The 18,933-nt window shown below is 72.6% G+C and carries 21 protein-coding genes; 9 read left to right on the forward strand and 12 right to left on the reverse strand.

What is annotated here, in order from left to right:
• Positions 1-232 precede the first annotated feature (232 nt).
• Both ACIA6T_RS23550 and ACIA6T_RS23555 read right to left on the reverse strand, forming a co-directional pair.
• Positions 233-1,327 carry a chemotaxis protein gene (locus ACIA6T_RS23550; protein ID WP_399448421.1) on the reverse strand — a complete coding sequence of 365 codons (1,095 nt, stop codon included), beginning with the start codon at positions 1,325-1,327 and terminating at the stop codon, positions 233-235.
• A 230-nt stretch (positions 1,328-1,557) separates the two neighbouring features.
• Positions 1,558-3,159, reverse strand: a complete 1,602-nt coding sequence (locus ACIA6T_RS23555; protein WP_399448422.1) for an alpha/beta hydrolase — start codon at positions 3,157-3,159, stop codon at positions 1,558-1,560.
• 272 nt (positions 3,160-3,431) lie between these two features.
• Here ACIA6T_RS23555 and ACIA6T_RS23560 point away from each other — a divergent pair, with 272 nt between their 5' ends.
• The gene (locus ACIA6T_RS23560) at positions 3,432-4,073 is read left to right on the forward strand and encodes a chaplin (protein ID WP_399448423.1); all 642 of its coding nucleotides are present in this window, start codon (positions 3,432-3,434) and stop codon (positions 4,071-4,073) included.
• A 31-nt stretch (positions 4,074-4,104) separates the two neighbouring features.
• Here the strand turns inward: ACIA6T_RS23560 and ACIA6T_RS23565 are convergent, their stop codons facing one another.
• On the reverse strand, positions 4,105-4,590 hold the full coding sequence (locus tag ACIA6T_RS23565) for a nucleoside deaminase (protein WP_399448424.1): 486 nt from the start codon (positions 4,588-4,590) through the stop codon (positions 4,105-4,107).
• Positions 4,591-4,672: 82 nt separating this feature from the next.
• Between ACIA6T_RS23565 and ACIA6T_RS23570 the strand changes: the two genes are divergently transcribed.
• Positions 4,673-5,452: a GNAT family N-acetyltransferase gene (locus ACIA6T_RS23570; protein WP_399448425.1), complete on the forward strand. Its 780-nt coding sequence runs from the start codon at positions 4,673-4,675 to the stop codon at positions 5,450-5,452.
• Between the two features lie 179 nt (positions 5,453-5,631).
• On the opposite strand, the gene ACIA6T_RS23575 is transcribed toward ACIA6T_RS23570, so the two are convergent.
• Both ACIA6T_RS23575 and ACIA6T_RS23580 read right to left on the reverse strand, forming a co-directional pair.
• Positions 5,632-5,895 (reverse strand): GlsB/YeaQ/YmgE family stress response membrane protein, encoded by a 264-nt coding sequence (locus ACIA6T_RS23575; protein WP_385049903.1) that lies wholly within the window; start codon positions 5,893-5,895, stop codon positions 5,632-5,634.
• 129 nt (positions 5,896-6,024) lie between these two features.
• The gene (locus ACIA6T_RS23580; RefSeq protein WP_399448426.1) at positions 6,025-6,465 is read right to left on the reverse strand and encodes an SPW repeat protein; all 441 of its coding nucleotides are present in this window, start codon (positions 6,463-6,465) and stop codon (positions 6,025-6,027) included.
• 339 nt (positions 6,466-6,804) lie between these two features.
• On the opposite strand from ACIA6T_RS23580, the gene ACIA6T_RS23585 reads away from it, so the two are divergent.
• From ACIA6T_RS23585 to ACIA6T_RS23600, 4 genes are all read left to right on the forward strand, one after another.
• Positions 6,805-7,695 carry a glycoside hydrolase family 19 protein gene (locus ACIA6T_RS23585; protein WP_399448427.1) on the forward strand — a complete coding sequence of 297 codons (891 nt, stop codon included), beginning with the start codon at positions 6,805-6,807 and terminating at the stop codon, positions 7,693-7,695.
• A gap of 112 nt (positions 7,696-7,807) precedes the next feature.
• A complete protein-coding gene (locus tag ACIA6T_RS23590) occupies positions 7,808-9,175 on the forward strand; it encodes a phospholipase (protein ID WP_399448428.1) in 1,368 nt (455 codons plus the stop codon).
• 105 nt (positions 9,176-9,280) lie between these two features.
• On the forward strand, positions 9,281-9,676 hold the full coding sequence (locus ACIA6T_RS23595; protein ID WP_399448429.1) for a VOC family protein: 396 nt from the start codon (positions 9,281-9,283) through the stop codon (positions 9,674-9,676).
• A gap of 47 nt (positions 9,677-9,723) precedes the next feature.
• Positions 9,724-10,794, forward strand: a complete 1,071-nt coding sequence (locus tag ACIA6T_RS23600; protein ID WP_399448430.1) for an adenosine deaminase — start codon at positions 9,724-9,726, stop codon at positions 10,792-10,794.
• On the opposite strand, the gene ACIA6T_RS23605 is transcribed toward ACIA6T_RS23600, so the two are convergent.
• Positions 10,776-11,291 (reverse strand): DUF664 domain-containing protein, encoded by a 516-nt coding sequence (locus tag ACIA6T_RS23605; protein WP_399448504.1) that lies wholly within the window; start codon positions 11,289-11,291, stop codon positions 10,776-10,778. The genes ACIA6T_RS23600 and ACIA6T_RS23605 overlap by 19 nt on opposite strands.
• Before the next feature lie 27 nt (positions 11,292-11,318).
• Positions 11,319-12,212, reverse strand: coding sequence for a LysR substrate-binding domain-containing protein (locus ACIA6T_RS23610; RefSeq protein WP_399448431.1), 894 nt, complete (start codon positions 12,210-12,212; stop codon positions 11,319-11,321).
• Between the two features lie 127 nt (positions 12,213-12,339).
• Between ACIA6T_RS23610 and mgrA the strand changes: the two genes are divergently transcribed.
• Positions 12,340-13,332 (forward strand): L-glyceraldehyde 3-phosphate reductase, encoded by a 993-nt coding sequence (mgrA, locus tag ACIA6T_RS23615; RefSeq protein ID WP_399448432.1) that lies wholly within the window; start codon positions 12,340-12,342, stop codon positions 13,330-13,332.
• Positions 13,333-13,471: 139 nt separating this feature from the next.
• On the opposite strand, the gene ACIA6T_RS23620 is transcribed toward mgrA, so the two are convergent.
• Positions 13,472-13,855 carry a nuclear transport factor 2 family protein gene (locus ACIA6T_RS23620; protein ID WP_399448434.1) on the reverse strand — a complete coding sequence of 128 codons (384 nt, stop codon included), beginning with the start codon at positions 13,853-13,855 and terminating at the stop codon, positions 13,472-13,474.
• A 339-nt stretch (positions 13,856-14,194) separates the two neighbouring features.
• On the opposite strand from ACIA6T_RS23620, the gene ACIA6T_RS23625 reads away from it, so the two are divergent.
• Positions 14,195-14,605: a hypothetical protein gene (locus tag ACIA6T_RS23625; protein WP_399448435.1), complete on the forward strand. Its 411-nt coding sequence runs from the start codon at positions 14,195-14,197 to the stop codon at positions 14,603-14,605.
• A gap of 350 nt (positions 14,606-14,955) precedes the next feature.
• Here ACIA6T_RS23625 and ACIA6T_RS23630 read toward each other — a convergent pair whose 3' ends face one another.
• From ACIA6T_RS23630 to ACIA6T_RS23640, 3 genes are read right to left on the reverse strand one after another with little or no spacing between them, the layout of a single operon-like run.
• Positions 14,956-16,230 (reverse strand): streptophobe family protein, encoded by a 1,275-nt coding sequence (locus ACIA6T_RS23630; protein WP_399448436.1) that lies wholly within the window; start codon positions 16,228-16,230, stop codon positions 14,956-14,958.
• 46 nt (positions 16,231-16,276) lie between these two features.
• Positions 16,277-16,708, reverse strand: a complete 432-nt coding sequence (locus ACIA6T_RS23635; protein ID WP_399448437.1) for a PRC-barrel domain containing protein — start codon at positions 16,706-16,708, stop codon at positions 16,277-16,279.
• Positions 16,705-17,289 (reverse strand): PRC-barrel domain containing protein, encoded by a 585-nt coding sequence (locus tag ACIA6T_RS23640; protein ID WP_399448438.1) that lies wholly within the window; start codon positions 17,287-17,289, stop codon positions 16,705-16,707. Before ACIA6T_RS23640 ends, ACIA6T_RS23635 begins: the two co-directional genes overlap by 4 nt.
• A 146-nt stretch (positions 17,290-17,435) precedes the next feature.
• On the opposite strand from ACIA6T_RS23640, the gene ACIA6T_RS23645 reads away from it, so the two are divergent.
• Complete coding sequence (locus ACIA6T_RS23645) at positions 17,436-17,891, forward strand: ATP-binding protein (protein WP_399448439.1); 456 nt, start codon at positions 17,436-17,438, stop codon at positions 17,889-17,891.
• A 24-nt stretch (positions 17,892-17,915) separates the two neighbouring features.
• Here ACIA6T_RS23645 and ACIA6T_RS23650 read toward each other — a convergent pair whose 3' ends face one another.
• Positions 17,916-18,803 (reverse strand): RNA polymerase sigma factor SigF, encoded by an 888-nt coding sequence (locus ACIA6T_RS23650; RefSeq protein WP_399448440.1) that lies wholly within the window; start codon positions 18,801-18,803, stop codon positions 17,916-17,918.
• Between the last annotated feature and the right edge of the window lie 130 nt (positions 18,804-18,933).

Consider the following 18,933-nt stretch of genomic DNA (forward strand, 5'->3'; position numbering starts at 1 on the left):
CACAGCCCGCGACGGCCTGTAAGGGATTCGGCAACACACGATAAGGCGGTGCCTACGGCATATGCCACCGTCTTCGCCGGGTTACCCGCGGGAATACGTCAGAGGTGCTGTCGGTGTCTCAACTCCCATGGTACGCAAGTGATATGACGCCCCGTCGGTCACCCGCCACCACTCATTCGCGCGTTCGACGGACAAGTGTTCGTGTACGGGTGACCGGTGGGTAGCCCCGTCCTCAGTAGCGCAGCACCGCCGCCATCCCGTCCGCGTCCCCGAGCGCCCCGTCCGGGACGAAGCGGACCTCGGCGCCGGTCTCCAGGCACTGCTCCACGATCTCGTCCACGATGTCCGCGCGTGCGTCCAGGTCACCGTCCTCGGCGACGATCAGATGCTCACCGGCGTCGCGCACCGTGATCCGGTAGTTCTCCTCCACGGCCAGCAGCCGGACCCGGCCCTCCCGGGCGCTCTGCCACAGCTCGTCGACGCCGGCCGCGAACTCCTTGCGCCCCCGGGCCGACTCCAGCGACCGGGCCACGTCCTCGGTGCTCTTGCGGGCCTCGGTCTCCAGCACCGGCCGCACGGCCTGCCACACCGCCTCGGGCGTGCCGTGCGCCAGCCCGCCGTGCGGGACGTGCACGGCGTCCCTGGCCACGCTGCCGGCCTCGCACAGCAGGGACAGGGCGGCGGGCTCACCGGTGACGTACAGCGGTCGCGGGTGGTCGCGCAGCAGCCGCCCCATCGCGGTGTCCGTGTCGCGCAGGAACCGGCGGGTGTCCTCGTCCCGGAAGTTGCTCGGCTGGTCGCCGACCTGCTCCTGCCGCTCGGGGTCGAAGTTCCGCTCTTCCCGGACCAGGGGGAAGCCGCCGGCGCGTTCCTCGACGACCCGGTCCACGCCGCCGCTCCACAGGGTGCACCGGTCGGCGGAGACGGACAGCACCCAGAACGGCCGCTGCGCGGTGTGGGCGGAGACGAGGTTGCGGGTCAGGAAGGTGTCCGAGAGGACGATGCGCTCGGGCACGGAGCGGGCGAGCGACCACACCTGGTGCTCGCCCGGGGCGGCGAAGATGGCCAGGCCGTCCTCCGAGTGCGACAGATCGACCTCGGCCAGGGCCCGGTCGAGCTGCAGGGCCACATCGGCGCGCCGGTCCCGGGTGACCGCGGGATCGGCCTCCAGCTTCTTCTTGGCCTCGGCCACCGCGTTGCGCAGCCGGACGGCGTCCTGGGTGTTGAGGGGCTCGCGCCGGTGCGTCGGCGTCAGCACGGACACCGCGGGGTAGGGGCGCGGGCGACGAAGCTCGGCAAGGGTCGCGGGACTCAGATCGTGCTCCATCAGTCTCCTAGCGCGGGGCCCACCGGCTTCAGCCGGTGGGGGAATTGCTTCCCTGGTCTGTGGTGATTTCCTTTCGTCCCGTAAGGGGTCGGTTCGGGCCGGACCGCAACCCTCGGGTTGGAAGCCCCCCTCGGATGGGGGAGCGGAGTCACGACAGCACCATAGGGCGAATTCACCAATGGGGCATTCGGAGCAAAGCGGCCCGCGCGTCTCCGGGGCCGGGACGCCGCTCAGAGGCGGCCGTCGTCCTCGGGGCCGCAGGAACTGCCGCTGCGCGGCAGGGAGCCGTAGAGCAGGAAGTCGTCGATCCTGCGGTGGACGCACTCGGACGACCCGTAGCCGGTGTGCCCCTCGGCCCGGTTGTCCAGCACCACGGCGGAGGGACCGATCCGCTCGGCCGTCTCCACCGTCCAGCGGTACGGTGTGGCCGGGTCGCCCCGGGTGCCGACCAGCAGCATCTTCGGCGTGTCGAGGTCCTTGACCCGCTCACGGATGTAGTCGGTCCCCTTGGGCCGGCCGTAGCACAGCACCACCTGGGCGAGCCGGTACCGCCCGAAGACCGGTGAGGCCTCCTCGTAGGCGCCGCGCAGCCGGGCCAGGTCCCGGGTCAGCCGTTCGGCGTCCGGACGGTCGGGGTCGTCCGCGCAGTTCACCGCCATCAGCGCCGCCGGCAGGTTGTCCAGGGGCACGTCCTCCTCGTCGACGAGGGGGTGGTCGGCCCGCCGCGGCACCGGCGGCGCCATCCCTCCGGTCGCGAGGGACTCCATCCCGCGGGTGTCCCCGTCCTCCACGAGCTGGGCGAGCGCCCGCTGCAGCAGCGGCCACATCTCCTTGGTGTAGAGGCCCTGCCCGATGGCGCCGGCCAGGTCCTGACCGGTGAACTCGTCACCGAAGTCGGTCGGCACCGGGTTCTCGTCGAGCGAGTCGACCAGTTCCACGACCTGCGTGCGGGCCGTGCGCGCGTCCTGCCCGAACGGACAGGCGAGCTCCTCGGTGCACCACGTGAGGAAGTTGTCCAGCGCGGTCTGCTGCCCCCTGGCACTGGCCAGCCCCTGCTCGGCCAGCGGCTCGGTCAGCGTGTCCACGCCGTCCAGCGCCATGCGGCCGACCTTGTCGGGGAACTCGGCGGCGTACACCGCGCCGAGCCGGGTCCCGTACGAGAATCCCAGGTAGTTGAGCTTCCTGTCACCGAGTGCCTGACGCATCACGTCCAGGTCGTGTGCGACGTCCACGGTGCCGATGTGATCGAGGACCGGGCCCGAGTGCTCGGCACACTCGGCGGCCACCTCGCGCAGCTTGCGCAGCGTGTCGCGCGGATCCGCCGTCTCCTCGCCGTCGGTGGCCTCCAGCGCCTGACCGGTGGCGTCGGCGCCGCAGCTGACCGGTGCGGAACGGCCGACGCCCCGCGGGTCGAAGGAGACCACGTCGTAGTCCTCGGTCAGGCCCAGGAAGTCCTTGCGGCCCTGGGCGAGTCCCATCACCCCCGAACCGCCCGGGCCGCCGAAGTTCAGCAGCACCGAGCCCCGCGGGTCGCCGGAGGCGCGGTAGCGGGCGAGGGCCAGTTCGAGGGTGCCCTCGTCGGGCTTCGTGTAGTCGAGCGGCACGGTGACCGTCCCGCACTGCAGGTCCTTCGGCAGGTCCGCGCTCTCACAGGCCGCCCATGTGATCTTCTGGTCGTAGAACCGGTCGAGGTCGGGATCCGCCCGGCCGGTGGCCGTCAGCCCCGTACCCAGCACGGCCAGCCCGACCGCTCCGGCGGCCGCGCAGCGCCGGACCGAGGGTCGCACCGCGCGGTGCCGGACCGAGGGTCGCTTGGACAGCTTGGCCAGCATCGATGCCTCCAGGGACGCCCCGACCGGTGCCCCGCCCACCATAAGCGGGCCCCGGGGCTCCCGCCCGTCGGCCCCGCGGCGGCCCGCCGGGCGCCCCGGTCCGGTGTCCGGCCGCCACGAGTTCGACGGCCTTTGCCCGGGGTTCGAGCGGCGGGACGCCCGATGGGGTGAACCGGCTGCGGCATACGGATGAGCCATAACCCGGATGCCACAGCCGCGTTCCATCCGGTGCGGGCGAACGCCCGCGACCATCTCTGGAAGGCAGGGAACCGATGAGACGGGTCACCCGAAACGGCGTGATCGCCTTCGCCGCGGCGTCGGGCGCGATGGCCGTGGCGGTACCGGCGTACGCCGACGCCGGGGCGGAGGGCGTCGCGGCCGGTTCGCCCGGCGTGGGCTCCGGGAACACCCTCCAGCTCCCGGTGCACGTCCCGGTGAACGTGTGCGGGAACACGGTGAACGTGGTGGGTCTGCTCAACCCCGCCGAGGGCAACACCTGCGTCAACGAGGACACGGGCGAGCGGGGCGGGACGGCGACGGGGTCCTCCGCCGTGACCGGGACGCGGGACTCGCCGGGCGTGCTGTCCGGCAACGGGGCGCGGTTGCCGGTGGATCTTCCGGTCAACGTCAGCGGGAACAGCGTGAACGTGGCCGGCGCCGGCAACGCGTCGGCCGGCGACACCTCCACGAACACCACCGGCGAGCGGCCCGGCCGCCCGGCCGAACCCGAACCCGAACCTGCCGCGCCGCCGCGCACCCTCCCCGCCCCGGTGCCGCACGCGGCCCCGCCGCACACCGCGGCCCTCGCCGACACGGGCGCCGACCGGACGCTCCCGGTCCTCGGCACCGGCGCCGCGCTCTTCCTGGGCGGAGTCGCCCTGTACCGCCGCGCCCGCCTGCGGACGTACGGCTGAACCGTCCGGAGAAACGGTCGGCCACCGCGGGTCAGCCGTGTCCGCGGTGGAACCGCCGGTGCAACTCCTCGACCTCGTCCGCCAGTCCGGGGACGGGTCCGGCCACGGTCACGCCCGGGGCGATCTCGGCGACGGGCAGCGTCCGCACCGGCGGTGCGGGCACCCCCAGCTCGGCGAGCCAGGACGCCAGCTGCTCGGAGGAGGCGACGTACACGATGCGTCCGAGGCCCACCCAGGCGTGGGCGGCGGCGCACATCGGGCAGTGCTCACCGGAGGTGTACACCGTGGCCGCGGCCCGTTCGGCGGGGCTCAGGTGCGCCGCCGACCAGCGCGCCAGCTCGAACTCGGGGTGCCTGGTGCGGTCGCCGGAGGCCACGCGGTTGTGGTCCTCGGCGAGCACGGTGCCGTCCCCGGCCACCAGCACCGAACCGAACGGCTCGTCACCGGACTCCAGTGCCTCGGCCGCCAGTTCCACGCAGCGCCGCAGGTACGGCAGTTCCTCGTCCCGTACGGTCATGGTCCGGTCTCCTCACGACGCTTGAACGACAGCAACGGTAATCCCGTTGCCCCGGGCACCGCCCCATGGTGGGGTCTGCCGCATGGATGAAGCCGCCGTACTCGCCCTGTTCGACCGTGAGATGCGTGAGGGGGCGCCGCCCGACGGCCCCGGTTCGGAGGTCGAGCGCGTCGGCGCCGTGGTGCGCCATGTGGGCCCCGCGCACGGCTGGAACGGAGTCGTCTGGTCCGCGCTGGAGGCGGCGGGCGCGGACGCGGCGATCGCGGAGCAGATCGCGCACTTCACCGGGATCGGCCGTGAGTTCGAGTGGAAGCTGTACGGGCACGACCTGCCGGTGGACCTCGGACAGCGGCTGGTGGCGGCCGGATTCACCCCCGAGCCGGTCGAGACGCTCATGGTGGGCGAGGTCGCCGGTCTCGCTCTCGGCACCGAGCCGCCCGAGGGCGTCCGCATCGTGCGGGTCACCGACCGGGCGGGTGTCGACCTGATGGCCGACGCGCAGGCGAAGGCGTTCGGCACCGACGCCTCCCGGTTCCACCGGTACCTGCTCGACCGGCTCACCGCCGCCCCCGACAGCGTCGTCGCCGTCGTGGCGCTGGCGGGTGACGAGCCGGTGAGCGCGGCGCGTATGGAGCTGGTGCCGGGTACTTCGTTCGCCGGGCTGTGGGGTGGTGGCACGGTACGGCACTGGCGCGGGCGGGGCGTCTACCGGGCGCTGGTCGCCCACCGGGCCCGGGCCGCGGCGGACCTCGGCTACCGCTACCTCCAGGTCGACGCCTCCGGCCAGAGCCGCCCCATCCTGGAACGCCTCGGCTTCACCCCTCTGACGACGACCACACCGTACGTCCACCCGAGCCGCTAGCCGCGGGAGGCCGCGCCGCTTACCGGCACGGCTGCGGGCAATCGGGCCCCGGTCCACGCAGTCGCGGGCAGTGGTGGCCCGGCCGGCTGTCCCCGCAGCCGCGGGGACAGCCGCACCCCGCAGCCGCGGGCAGTCGTGCCGTCGGCTGTCCCGCCGCTGACGCGGACCGCCGGATTCCGTCAGCGGCCGGCCTTCGCGCGGTCCAGCGCGGCCACTCCCAGTGCGGCGAGACCGATCTGGATCAGCCACTCCACCCAGTCGACGCCCTCGGTGTCGGCCACCCCGAAGGCCGCGGCGACCGCCGAGCCGATCAGTGCGGCGGCGATGCCGACGAGAATCGTCCAGAGGACCCCGATGCGCTGGCGGCCCGGGACCACGAGCCGGCCCAGGACACCGATGACAATACCGATGACGATGGCACTGATGATGCCGTCGATCTCCATCTCGCCCCTCTTTTCCTGACCTCCGCCGTACCGCGTATGCCCCCCGGCCGCCGGGACAGTCCCGCCCGGGCACGAGAACGCCGGCCCGCGGTCGACGCGGGCCGGCGCTCGGCTCCTTCCACGGTCCTCCTACGACCGGCGGCCGCTCCTGACGGCCGTGGCGGCGCAGGCCGTGCCCAGGATCAGGGTGAGGGCGCCGATGACGACGTTGTTCCAGATGACGCCGGCGTCGGGGTCGGTGCCGACGATCCACGGGGAGATGATCATCCACAGGCCCAGGGCGCACATGGCCCCGCTGAGGCCGTACATGCGTGCCGGGGCCGCGGTGAACCCCAGGGCGAGCAGGCCGATCGCGATGCCCACGATCAGGTTGTGGGTCACGAGCGCGGGCTGGCTCGTCGTGTAGTGGAGTATCCACGGGGACACCGCGCAGTAGAGACCGAGCAGGAACACCGGCCCGTCCACGAGGGCCACATCACGACCCCCGAGCATGCGGTCGTACCGTGCCCGCATCTCCGGGGCATCGGGGTGGCTCGCGATGTCACCGCGCGGGTGCGAGACGTTGGCCATGAGTCGTCTCCTTTGGCTAGCAGGCCGGACCGCGTCTGGCGCGGTATGCGGTAAAGGCCGCATAAGTTCATTCTGCTCTTATTTCCCCTTTACGTGTAGAGGTCGCGAGGGCTCGATCCCGGCCGGCGTCGGCCGCCGCCGGTTGACCGACATGTCCGCGTCACGATGACTGGTCTAAACCCTTGACTGGTACAGACCAAAGCGGTTGAGTGTGCTCCCACACCCCCCACCACGGCCGCCCCCACCGCCGTGACCGGCCCCGCCGGCATGTGCGGGCGAGGCTCCGCTCAGGCGTGTCCTCGCCCGGGAGCGGCCGCGTTCCGCGAAGGAGTCGTTCCCTTGTCGAGAAGACGCATCGCCGCCGTGACCGCCGCCCTCGTCCTCGCCGGCAGCGCGCCGGTACTGCTCCCCGCAGCCGCCGCCTCCGCCGCCTCGTGCTCCAGCTATCCGAACTGGGTGGCCGGAAGGTCGTACAACGCCGGTGACATCGTGCGCTACACCGACGGCCGGGCGTACATCGCCGAGCACGCCAATCCGGGGTACGACCCGATCATCAGCACCTGGTACTGGGAGCCGTACGCCTGCGACAACGGCCCCGGAACGCCCGTCGGCACCTTCGTCGTGACCGAGGCGCAGTTCAACCAGATGTTCCCGAGCCGGAACCCCTTCTACACCTACAGCGGGCTCAAGGCCGCGCTGGGCGCCTACCCCGGTTTCGCCAACACCGGCAGCGACACGGTGAAGAAGCAGGAGGCCGCCGCCTTCCTGGCCAACGTCAGCCACGAGACCGGCGGCCTGGTGCACGTGGTGGAGCAGAACACCGCCAACTACCCGCACTACTGCGACTGGGGGCAGCCGTACGGCTGTCCGGCCGGGCAGGCCGCGTACTACGGGCGCGGACCGATCCAGCTGAGCTGGAACTTCAACTACAAGGCGGCGGGCGACGCGCTCGGCATCGACCTCCTGGGCAACCCCTGGCTGGTGCAGAACGACGCGGCCGTGGCCTGGAAAACGGCCCTGTGGTACTGGAACACCCAGTCGGGGCCGGGCACCATGACCCCGCACAACGCCATGGTCAACCAGGCCGGTTTCGGCCAGACGATCCGCAGCATCAACGGCTCCCTGGAGTGCGACGGCCGCAACCCGGCGCAGGTGCAGAGCAGGGTGAGCAGGTACCAGCAGTTCACCCAGATCCTCGGAACGTCACCCGGCGGCAATCTGTACTGCTGACGCCCTGACGTCCGACCGCTCGGCGTGGTGTCATGCACCTGACCTAAGACCCTCGGATCGCGGCCCGCGCACCGCACGTGCGCGGGCCGTCCCCGGACGAAGGGCAGCCACCATGCGCACCCCCCACGCCCTGCTCGCCACGACCGTCACGGCCGCCGCGCTGGCCGCGACGGTCGTGGCACCCCTGCCCGCCGCCGCGGAGGCGGCTCCGCCGCCCGGCGCCCACTACGTCCAGAGCGCGACGACCGGACTGAACGCCGCCGACACCGCCGGGGCGGTCGAACAGCACAGACCGCGCGGCGACGAGGACCGTCAGCAGTGGAACCTGAGCGCCGACGGCACCCTGGAGAACACCGACAGCCCCGGCACCTGCCTCGGCCGCACCGGCGACCAGGCCCGGACCGTCGCCTGCGCGAGCCCGGAGGCACGCTGGGAGATCGCCCCCGCGGGCGCGGACCGGTTCACGCTCACCGTCCCCGGCACCGACCGCCGCCTCACCGTCGCCCCGAAACCCTCCGGTGCCGATTTTCCCGCCCCGCTCGCCGTCGGCAGCGGTACGGGCGACCTCGCCACCTGGTACCTGACCCCGGTCGACCCGGTGACCCGTCCCCTGCCGCCGCGGGACCAACGCACCCTGGACCAGGTCACCTTCCTCACCGCCCACAACGCCTACGCCAACGGCGTCGACGGCGGCTTCGCCCCGCCCTTCATCGACCTCTTCCCCAACCAGAACCGAGGCATCGAACGCCAACTCGCCGACGGCGTCCGCGGATTCATGCTGGACATCCACCGGACCCCGGACGGCGCGATCCTCTGCCACAACAGCTGCACCCTGGTCAGCAGGCCCGTCGCCCTGTGGGTGGACCTCCAGCGGATCGTCGACTTCCTGCGCGCCCACCCCGACCAGTTCGTCACCGTCTTCCTGGAGGACTATGTCGGCCCGGACGTCCTGCGCGCCGAACTCGCCCGCGTCCAGGGGCTGTCGGACGTGCTCTACCGGCCCGACCGCACCGGTGTCCGGGAGGACGGCTGGCCGGCCATGGGACAGCTGACCGCCGCCGGACACCGGCTGCTGATCTTCACCGACCACAGCCGCGCCGCGGACCGGGCCGCCGGAACGACCCGGGACACCTTCGGTGTGATGTACCAGCGGGAGTGGACCGTCGAGAACCACTGGTCCATGGGCCCGGGCGTCGGCGCCTCCGACTGGTCCTGCTCCAGCCGCTGGTACGACGCGGGCACCAACATCCCGCTGACCCGCACCGAACCCGGCTTCCGCCCCCTGTTCGTCATGAACCACTTCCGGGACACCGCGATCACCTCCACCGCCGGCACCGACAACTCCAAGCTCGCCGACCGTGCCCGCCGGTTCTGCCTGCCGGCCGCCCGCAAGAAGCCCAACTACCTCGCCGTGGACCGCTACGACCTCGGCGATCCGGCGGCCGCCGTCGCCGCCCTCAACACCTACGCGTATCCGTAGCCGCCCCGCCGGTCCCGCTCCGGGCCGCCGGTCCCGGAGCGGGACTGGCGTGTTCGGCAGTTTTACGTATAACCTCTCCGGTCAATCCCCCTTCGAGAGGTCACGATGAGACGCATCCCCCTGGTCACCCTCGTCGTCGACGACTACGACGAGGCGATCCGCTTCTACACCGAGGCGCTCGGTTTCCGGCTCGCCGAGGACGCGCCCCGGCCGGACGGCGGCCGCTGGGTCGTCGTCGAACCGGACGCCGGGCACAGCGGCGCGGGGCTGCTGCTCGCCCGTGCCAAGGGGGAGGGCCAGCGGGCCAGGGTCGGTGACCAGACCGGCGGGCGGGTGGGCTTCTTCCTGCACACCGACGACTTCGCCCGCGACCACGCCCGTATGACCGCCGCCGGGGTGACCTTCCTGGAGGAGCCGCGCCACGAGCCGTACGGCCCGGTCGCCGTGTTCCAGGACCTGTACGGCAACCGCTGGGACCTGCTCCAGCCCGCCGCCCCCTGATCCGCTCCGACTTTTCCGCCGAACGACCCACTGAGGAACGACCGCACATGTCATCCACGCGCATGGACACCGAGACCCTCCGCCGCCTCCCCAAGGCGGTGCTGCACGACCACCTCGACGGCGGTCTGCGTCCCGCGACCGTCGTGGAGCTGGCGGAGGCCGTCGGCCACACCCTGCCCACCACCGACCCCGGCGAACTCGCCGCCTGGTACGTCGAGGCCGCGAACTCCGGTGACCTGGTCCGCTACATCGCCACCTTCGAGCACACCCTCGCCGTCATGCAGACCCGCGAGGGCCTGCTGCGCACCGCCGAGGAGTACGTGCTCGACCTGGCCGCCGACGGTGTCGTCTACGGCGAGGTGCGCTACGCCCCCGAACTGAACACCAGGGGCGGACTGACGATGGGCGAGGTCGTGGAGACCGTCCAGGAGGGACTCGCCGCCGGCATGGCCAAGGCGGCCGCCGCCGGGACGCCCGTCCGGGTCGGCACCCTGCTCTGCGGCATGCGGATGTTCGACCGGGTCCGCGAGGCCGCCGACCTGGCCGTCGCCTTCCGGGACGCCGGGGTCGTCGGCTTCGACATCGCCGGCGCCGAGGACGGCTTCCCGCCCGCCGACCACCTCGACGCCTTCGCGCACCTGCGCCGCGAGAACGTGCCCTTCACCATCCACGCCGGTGAGGCCCACGGCCTGCCCAGCATCCACCAGGCGCTCCAGGTGTGCGGCGCCCAGCGCATCGGGCACGGGGTGCGCATCACCGAGGACATCGTGGAGGGCAAGCTCGGCCGTCTCGCCGGCTGGGTCCGCGACCGCCGGATCGCGCTGGAGATGTGCCCCACCTCCAACCTCCAGACCGGCGCCGCGACCTCGATCGCCGAGCACCCGATCACCGCGCTGAAGGACCTCGGCTTCCGCGTCACCCTCAACACCGACAACCGTCTGGTCTCGGGCACCACCATGACGCGGGAGATGTCCCTGCTGGCCGAGCAGGCCGGCTGGACGGTCGAGGACCTGCGCACGGTCACGGTGAACGCCGTGAAGAGCGCGTTCCTCCCGTTCGACGAGCGGAACGCGCTCATCCGGGACGTCGTCCTGCCCGGCTACGACGCGGCGCTCTGAACCAGCCCCCGTACATACGCGGCCTGTCCGACGTGCTGCAGATCGTCGGACAGGACGCTGACCAGCCGTACGCCCAGGGTCACCGGGGGATCCCAGCCCTCGTCGATCACCCGTTCCAGGTCCTTGGCGGCCAGCGCGCGCAGCGCGCCGAGGGTCTGCTCGTGCACCGCGTCGTGGTAGCCGGTCAGCAGGCCGCCGTCGTCGACCCGTACCTCGGCGACCTTCGCCGAGGTGTGGCCGTACCCCGTGTCATGGCGGGGCAGGCCGAGGTCCAGGCGTTTCTCCCAGCCCTGGGAGAGCCACACCTGGTCGAGTCCGAAGGCGTCGGCGACGTGGTCGTCCTGGACCCGGGTGAGGTGCCAGACCAGCCAGGCGACGGAGTTCGCGTCGGGGCCGGGCCGGGCGTTGAGCGCGTCGGGGCCGAGGCCCTCGACGGCGGCGTGGACTTCTTCCCGGATGCGGCCGAAGCCGTCGATGAGGATGTCCTTGGCGTGCATGCCTCCACCCTCGCGCATCCGCGCGCCTCACGCGCCCCCGTTGTCCGACCTGTCCAGCAGGGCCATCAGCGCCCGCGCCGCCGGGCTCGTCGCCCGCGGTGACGGCACCAGGGCGACCGTCTCGTACACCGCCTCCCCGGTGTCCTTCAGCGGGAGCGCGGTGAGGGCCTCCCGCTTGTGCCGGAAGTGCCGCGGCACGACGGCGACGCCCAGGTTCTCGTCGACCAGGTCGAGCAGACTGTGCACGTCGTTCACCTCCAGCGCCACCGTGCGCCGTACGCCCGCGGCGGTGAAGGCGGCGTCGGTGGCGCGGCGCGGACCCCAGTCCGGGTGGAAGTCGACGAAGACCTCGTCGGCCAGGTCGTGCGGGGTCAGCGGTGCCCCCGTCCGTGCGAGCCGGTGGTCCGGGTGGCACAGCACGGTCATCGGCTCACTGGTCAGCGGCACCGACCGCAGCTGCTCCGGGTCCGCCTCCGTCCGGTAGGCGAAGGCCAGGTCCAGCCGCCCCGCCGCGACCTCCTCCGCCAGCGCGGCCGAGCCCCACTGGCGCAGCCGGATCTCCACGTCCGGGTGGAGCCGCCGGAACGTGGCGAGCAGCTCCGCCACGTTCACCCCGGCGATGCACTGCTCGGCGCCCAGCGCGAGGGTGCCGCGCAGCACGCCCTGCACCGCGGCCACCGCCTCGTGCGCCGCCCGTACCTGTGCCAGGATCCGCTCGGCCTCCGCCAGCAGCGCCCGCCCCGCCTCGGTGAGCGTCACCCTGCGGGTCGTCCGCACGAAGAGCGGGGTCTGCAGCTCGCGCTCCAGGGCGCGGATGGACGCGGACAGGCCCGACTGGGAGACCATCAGCCGCTCCGCCGCGCGGGTGAAGTGCTGGTCCTCGGCCACGGCGACGAAGTGCTGGAGGTGACGCAGTTCCATGATTGAGAAGCGTATCCGCTGAATCCCATCGGATTCTTCTGTTGGACCACTGCCCGCAGGTCACGACAGAGTGGACGGGCGGTTCGACGGAACCGCCGAGACGTGTGCCAACCCCTCTGGAGTCGTGTTGTACACCGCACACCCCGACCGTTACGCGGACATGCCCTACCGGCGCGCCGGACGCAGCGGCCTGAAGCTCCCCGCGCTCTCGCTCGGCCTGTGGCACAACTTCGGTCCCGACCGTGCGGCCGAGACCCAGCGCGCCATCCTGCGCCGCGCCTTCGACCTGGGCGTCACCCACTTCGACCTCGCCAACAACTACGGGCCCCCGCCGGGTGCGGCCGAGTCCGCCCTCGGCGAGGCGCTGAAGTCGGACTTCGGGCGGTACCGCGACGAACTGGTGATCTCCACCAAGGCCGGCTACCTGATGTGGCCCGGCCCGTACGGCGAATGGGGCTCGCGCAAGTACCTGCTGTCCTCGCTGGACCAGAGTCTGAGCCGGATGGGCCTGGATCACGTCGACATCTTCTACTCGCACCGCTTCGACCCTCGGACTCCGCTGGAGGAGACGATGGGCGCGCTGCACTCGGCGGTCCAGCAGGGCAAGGCGCTGTACGTCGGTGTGTCCAACTACTCCGCGGAGCAGACCCGCGAGGCCGCCCGCATCCTCGGTGAGCTGGGCACGCCGCTGCTGATCAACCAGCCCCGTTACTCGATGCTCGACCGCCGCCCGGAGGACGAGGGGCTGATGGACGCCCTGGACGAACTCCAGGTCGGCTCCATCGCCTACTCCCCGCTCGAGCAGGGCCTGCTGACCGCCCGCTACCTCGACGGCATCCCCGAGGACTCCCGGGCCGCGAGCGACAGCCCCTTCCTGAACACCGAAGCCGTCACCGGGGAACTGGTGGGCCGGCTGCGCGCGCTCGACGAGATCGCCGCCTCGCGCGGCCAGACCCTGGCGCAGATGGCACTGTCCTGGGTGCTGCGCGGCGGCCGGCTCACCTCCGCCCTGGTCGGCGCGAGCAGCCCGCAGCAGCTCGAGGACAGCGTCGCGGCCACCCGGAACCTCGACTTCGGCGAGGAGGAGCTGGCCCGTATCGACGCGGTCGTGAAGCAGTAGTTTTACCGGACCGTGCCAGTCCGTCCGCCGGGCGTACGCGCGTGACGCGTACGCCCGTTCGGCCTTCGGTGGCCCGCGGAAGGCACGGGCACCGGTTCGGGGCGGGCGGGGTGGTGCCGGCCGGCCGTCGTCGGCGGGGTCATGCCCCTTCGGGCACCCGGTCCAGGAAGCCGTACACGGCGCGGACGCGGTCCTCGGCGTCGAGCGTGATCACGTCCGAGCCGGCGACGGGGGCCGAGCCGTCCGCCCGGTTCACCAGCTCCCAGGAGAAGCGCGCGGTGTCGTGGTGGCCGTCGGTGTTCCCCACGAGCCGGAAGACGAAGCCGGGGAACCGCTCGTGCACCGCCGCGATCACCGCGGTGATCGCCTCGTGGCCGACGGCGTCGGACAGCGGGTCGGTGTAACGGCCGTCCGCGGTCCACACATCGGCCACCGCCTTGGCGCGCGCCTCGGCGCCGTCGGCGTTCCAGGCCTCGAAGTAGCGGGCGACGACGGCGTCGTAGCGGCGGGCGGCTGTGGTCATGGCGAATCCCCCAGGGAGGTCGTCTCTGCCGGTCGGACGGTGGATCCCGGTCGTGGCGACCCGGTGCCCCCACCTTGCCCGCGCCCTGGGCCCGCGGTCGATTACCTCCGAGGTCATATGCGGCCCGTCGGCCGCACCCGCACCATTTCGGCCAACGGCGGCGGTGAATATGCCAGGAGACTGGCCGGAAACACATGGTGACAGTGTTTCAGTGGTGAACATACTCGACTAGCGAGAGCGCTTCACACCGCGCGACGGCGCCCTCACGCACAGCATGCGAGCCACGAGGCGGGCAGCCGGCCCGGCCCGGCGGGCGAGCAACGCAGCGGGGGAGGGAACGTGCACGACGAATTCCTGTGCCATGTCACCGCGTACGGGGTCTGCGACGGCCGGCGTATCGGCGTACCGCTCGGCACCTACCGGGCGCCCACCCTCGCCCTCGCCCTGTGGTGGCTGCGCGACCGTGCCCTCTGGATCGCCGAGCGCCTCGACCCGCGGCCCGACGCCGAGCACTTACCGCCGGGGGCACTCGTCCCCGTCGCCGACGGGGTGCCCGACGTCCCCGCCGTACTGCGCACCTGGTGCGGCGACGTCGCCCGGCAGGAGGAGGTGGCCGAGACGCTCGCCGCCGGGCGGATGGTACGCCTCGCCACCGGCGACGACACCACCGAGTACGAACTGCTGGCCGAGTCCGTGGACGCCCTGCGCATGCAGCGCGCCGCCCGCGCCCTCGGAGTCCCGGTCGCCTGACCGCACCCTCCCCACCGGCCGTCCCGCCCACCTGGCGCACGACCCGGCCGGACGCACGAGAGCTCCGCCCCGGACCTGACGGCCGCCGCCGGCGGGGACACGGCCGACGCTCGGGTGGCCGGCGTCACCGCGCGGCTCATCTGCCCGGCATGCGGTGCGGCGAGGGGGCGAGGGGACCGTTCCGGGCCTGACGGTCGCCGCCGGCGGGGACACGGCCGACGCTCGGGTGGCCGGCGTCACCGCGCGGCTCATCTGCCCGGCATGCGGTCCGGCGGGGGGTACGAGGGGACCGTTCCGGGCCTGACGGTCGTCGGCGGTGGGGGCGCACGGTCGGTGTCCGGGGGCCGGTGTCAGTGGTGCGTCCCGGGGGCGTGGTGGCGGTGGAGCGTCCGGGCCGCCAGCGCGCCCGTGAACCCGGTGGCCAGGCCCCACAGCAGGGCCAGGCCCAAGGCGCTCCACAGTCGTGGTCTCAGCAGTACCTGGCCGGAGAGGCCCTCGCCCAGATCGCCGATGCCGAGCACGGACAGGCCGAACCGTGCGGAGACCCGGGCCATGAGGCAGATCATCAGCACGGTCAGCGCCAGCGCCACCGCCATGCGCACGGCGTGCTGCCAGGCCCGCACCCGGGTGGGGGAGCGGGCCGCCATCAGGAACGCGGTGGCCAGCAGCAGCACCGCTGTCACCACCAGCAGCCACCACCACTTCCCGCCGTCGTGCTCGGTGAGCGTGCCCAGGTTCAGGGTGGAGACGTCCGGTGTGCGCAGCACCTCGTCGAGCACGTGCGGCATGGGCAGCCCGAAGGGCCCCTCCACCCTGCCGTCCCAGGTGGCACCGAGCCCGATCGTCAGCGCCGGCCAGACCACGTTGGGCAGCCCCAGCAGGATCACGGCGAACGTCTCGGCCGGATGCCCCCGGGTGGCGGCGACGACCAGCGCGATGACGAGACCGATGGCGACCGCGGCCAGCAACAGCAGCACCATCGCGTGCGCCGCGGGACGCACCGACTTCTGGAAGCGCAGCAGCCCGGCCGGCAACGGGGCGCCACGGGACACCATCAGCGCCACCAGCAGCACGCCCGCCAGCCAGAGCAGGCCGATGAGGACGGTCGGCGGCACATCGGTGGAGAACCCCACCACCGGCCTGAGCCCGAACAGCTCACCCAGATCACCGAGTGGACCGTCCCCGAGGGACAGCTCGTACGTGTGCCGCGCGGCGAGCGCGAGACCGAGGACCGCGAGCAGCCACAACGCGGCGATCCGCGCCGCCCACCAGGCCAGCTCGGGCGCCCCGGCGACCGCCCGGTGCCGCAGCGGGCGCAGGAAGCCCCGGCCGATGACCAGCGCCCCGACGAGGGTGACGGACAGCGGGACGACCGTCAGACCGCCCTCCGCGCCGGCCAGCTCGCCGGCGTCCCCGGAGAGCTCCACCGTCCCGCCGACGGCCGTGACCACGGTCGCCGCGACCACCTGGGGGAAGGAACCGCCAGGGAGGTCCGTGGCACCGGCCGCCCACAGTCCCGGCGCGGCCACCGCGCCCATGGCGATCAGCGCGCCGAGGACCGTGGCGAGGGCCTGCGCCCAGCCGTGGCGGGCGACCTGACGGCCGGAAGGGGTGCGTGAGCTCACCTCTGCACGCTAAGCAGCCCCGGCCCGCCCCGCCCGCCGGGAGACCCTAACCGGGATGCCCGTGGCCCGTCCGGATCACCAGGGCGTGGTCGCCGAGGCCCAGCAGGCGGCCGGCCGGCAGCTCACCGAGGGTCGTCAGGACCGCCTCGATGCGGGCGGTGGCCGGATCGAACGCCGCGTCGAGCACGGTGCCGCGCTCCTCGCCGCACTCGGTGAGCACCCTGCTCCCCACCAGATCACGGTGGGGCGGAACCTCGGCCGGGTCGCCGGCCGGGCGCGCGATCAGCATGTCCGGGCCGGCCGCGCCCAGGGCGCTCCAGGCCACCACGGCCTCCCTGCGCAGCCGCCCGCGCCGTATCCGGACATGCGTGACCTCCCCGGACGCCGCGTCGACCGTCAGCGCGCGGACCACCCCGACCCGGTCCGCGTCGCCCGGCGTCAGGACGGGCAGCCCGCGCACCCGTGAGAACAGCATCATCGGGCCGCGCCCCTCCCGCGGCCGCGGTGGGCCACGGCCCGGGCGGCGAAGGCCGGCAGGTCGTCGGTGACGTACGTCGTCGCGTGCGCCGGGATCACCAGCGTCCGGCCGGAGACGCTCAGGGCCTCGCCCCGTGGCACGTACACCTGGTGCCGGCGGTGCCGGGAGCCGTGCACCAGTTCCCGGTGCGCGGCGAGCCGGAACGCGACGAGCCGGCCGCTGGTGCCGCCCTCCACCAGCACGTCGAGCACCGTGCCCACCAGGTCGCCGTCGTCGGTCAGCACGTCCGCCCCGAGCAGCCGCCCGCGCAGGGCGTCACGGCGCGCCACCGACAGGGGCAGATCGAACAGTGCCCCCTCGTCGCGGACCATCACCGCGTGACGGCCCAGGCAGTGCACCGCCTGCCAGGGCAGATCCCGCGGCAGCGGGCCCGACATCAGGGTCCGGCCGGTGAGGGTGAAGCTCGCGATCCGCTCGCCCTCCGGGTCGAAGACCGTGTCCTTGACATGCGCCACGGCATCACCGCCCAGCGTCACCACGGGCAGCGTCGTCAGGCTCCGTACCGCTGTCAGTCCGTTCATGACGCCCCTTCCGCCGCACCCCGGCGGAACCCGGGTTCCCCGCCCCGCGGGAGCGAACACCGATCAGGTGGACTGTGCCGCGAGTGTCGGGGTACCAGGACTGGTGCAGATTCGTCCGGCCGGCCCGGCTTCGCGGAGAGAACAGCATGACCTACTACCTGGACAGGGCAGTGATACCGACTGGTTTCGACGTGCCCGTGGAACCGCTGCGGCGGTCGGCGCACTTCACCGGCGAGCCGGGGTGCATCGCCGAGGCGCGGACGTTCGCCGCGCACTTCCTTCAGCAGCTGCGCACCGAATGGTGCGCCACGATCGACGAACGGGCCGACGGCGCGGTGCTGCTGGTGGTGAGCGAACTGGTCACCAACGCGGACCGGCACAGCGACGGCCCGTACATCCTGGAGCTGGAGGGCACCGCCAACGCGCTCACGGTGGCGGTGTACGACAGCAGCGCCAGCCTGCCCCGGGTCTTCCCGCGCAACCCCGAGCGCGTCGGCCGGCACGGTCTGGAGATCGTCCGCGCGCTGGCGAGGGACGTCACCGTCGAACGCGTGCCGGTCGGCAAGCGCGTACGCGCCGTGCTGAACCTCGGCGACGCCTGACCGGCGACGCCGTCGCCCGCCCGGTCAGGCGCAGCCGAGCTCGCCCAGCATGCCCTCGCGCAGCCGGGTGATGATCCGCTTGATCAGGCGGGACACATGCATCTGCGAGCAGCCGAGGCGCTCACCGATCTCCGCCTGGGTGGCCTCCTCCACGAACCGCATGTGGATGATCTCCCGGTCGCGTTCGCTGAGCTCGGCCATCAGCGGAGCGAGCGAGTGGAAGTCCTCGACGAGGCGCAGCCCCTCCTCCTCGACGCCGATGAAGTCGGCCAGTACGGCCTCGCCGTGCTCGGGGCCGTCACCGGTGAGGGCGGCGTCCAGTGACGACGAGTTGTACCCGTTCGCGGCGATCTGCCCCTCGACGACCTGCTGCTCGGTGATGTTCATCAGGGTGGCCAGCTCGCCGACCGTGGGCTCCCGGTCCAGCCGGCTGGCGAGCTCCTCGCGGGCCTTCGCCAGCTCGACCCGCAGCTCCTGGAGCCGGCGCGGCACGTGCACGGCCCACGTGGTGTCCCGGAAGAACCGCTTGATCTCACCGACGATGTACGGCAGCGCGAAGGAGGTGAACTCGACCTCGCGGGACAGCTCGAACCGGTCGATGGCCTTGATCAGACCGATCATGCCGGTCTGCACGATGTCGTCCATGTCGTCGCCGCGGCCGCGGAACCGCCCGGCCGCGAACCGGACGAGGGACATGTTCATCTCGATGAGGGTGTTGCGCGCGTACTGGTACTCGTGCGTGCCCTCCTCCAGCTCCGCCAGGCGACGGAAGAACTGGCGGGACAGCTCCCTGGCGTCACGCGGGGCGACGGCACGCGGATCCACCATGTCCCGCAGGTCCCCGTCACCCGTACCGGCCCCGGTGTGCTGCTCGACTACCTGCGCCTGCGACCGGATCACGGCGGTCCTCATTCCCTCTCCCCACGGACGTCATGGCTGACATGTGCCTGAGACCTGCGAGTACCCAGGTCGCACCGACCCATGCCCACCGAGTTCCGGGAGAATCGGAACCGCGGTGCGCACCGGTCGTCACTCGTACGTC

It is taken from the genome of Streptomyces sp. NPDC051740 (genome assembly GCF_044453165.1).
GTDB lineage: Bacteria > Actinomycetota > Actinomycetes > Streptomycetales > Streptomycetaceae > Streptomyces > Streptomyces atrovirens.

Excerpts from the sequence above, each read along its gene's own strand:
- ACIA6T_RS23550 (WP_399448421.1), bottom strand. The coding sequence starts at position 1,327 with ATGGAGCACGATCTGAGTCCCGCGACCCTTGCCGAGCTTCGTCGCCCG.
- ACIA6T_RS23555 (WP_399448422.1), bottom strand. The coding sequence starts at position 3,159 with ATGCTGGCCAAGCTGTCCAAGCGACCCTCGGTCCGGCACCGCGCGGTG.
- ACIA6T_RS23580 (WP_399448426.1), bottom strand. The coding sequence starts at position 6,465 with ATGGCCAACGTCTCGCACCCGCGCGGTGACATCGCGAGCCACCCCGAT.
- ACIA6T_RS23600 (WP_399448430.1), top strand. The coding sequence starts at position 9,724 with ATGTCATCCACGCGCATGGACACCGAGACCCTCCGCCGCCTCCCCAAG.
- ACIA6T_RS23640 (WP_399448438.1), bottom strand. The coding sequence starts at position 17,289 with ATGAACGGACTGACAGCGGTACGGAGCCTGACGACGCTGCCCGTGGTG.
- ACIA6T_RS23610 (WP_399448431.1), bottom strand. The coding sequence starts at position 12,212 with ATGGAACTGCGTCACCTCCAGCACTTCGTCGCCGTGGCCGAGGACCAG.
- ACIA6T_RS23620 (WP_399448434.1), bottom strand. The coding sequence starts at position 13,855 with ATGACCACAGCCGCCCGCCGCTACGACGCCGTCGTCGCCCGCTACTTC.
- ACIA6T_RS23570 (WP_399448425.1), top strand. The coding sequence starts at position 4,673 with ATGGATGAAGCCGCCGTACTCGCCCTGTTCGACCGTGAGATGCGTGAG.
- ACIA6T_RS23595 (WP_399448429.1), top strand. The coding sequence starts at position 9,281 with ATGAGACGCATCCCCCTGGTCACCCTCGTCGTCGACGACTACGACGAG.
- ACIA6T_RS23605 (WP_399448504.1), bottom strand. The coding sequence starts at position 11,291 with ATGCACGCCAAGGACATCCTCATCGACGGCTTCGGCCGCATCCGGGAA.
- ACIA6T_RS23650 (WP_399448440.1), bottom strand. The coding sequence starts at position 18,803 with ATGAGGACCGCCGTGATCCGGTCGCAGGCGCAGGTAGTCGAGCAGCAC.
- ACIA6T_RS23565 (WP_399448424.1), bottom strand. The coding sequence starts at position 4,590 with ATGACCGTACGGGACGAGGAACTGCCGTACCTGCGGCGCTGCGTGGAA.
- ACIA6T_RS23590 (WP_399448428.1), top strand. The coding sequence starts at position 7,808 with ATGCGCACCCCCCACGCCCTGCTCGCCACGACCGTCACGGCCGCCGCG.
- ACIA6T_RS23645 (WP_399448439.1), top strand. The coding sequence starts at position 17,436 with ATGACCTACTACCTGGACAGGGCAGTGATACCGACTGGTTTCGACGTG.
- ACIA6T_RS23575 (WP_385049903.1), bottom strand. The coding sequence starts at position 5,895 with ATGGAGATCGACGGCATCATCAGTGCCATCGTCATCGGTATTGTCATC.
- ACIA6T_RS23635 (WP_399448437.1), bottom strand. The coding sequence starts at position 16,708 with ATGATGCTGTTCTCACGGGTGCGCGGGCTGCCCGTCCTGACGCCGGGC.
- ACIA6T_RS23560 (WP_399448423.1), top strand. The coding sequence starts at position 3,432 with ATGAGACGGGTCACCCGAAACGGCGTGATCGCCTTCGCCGCGGCGTCG.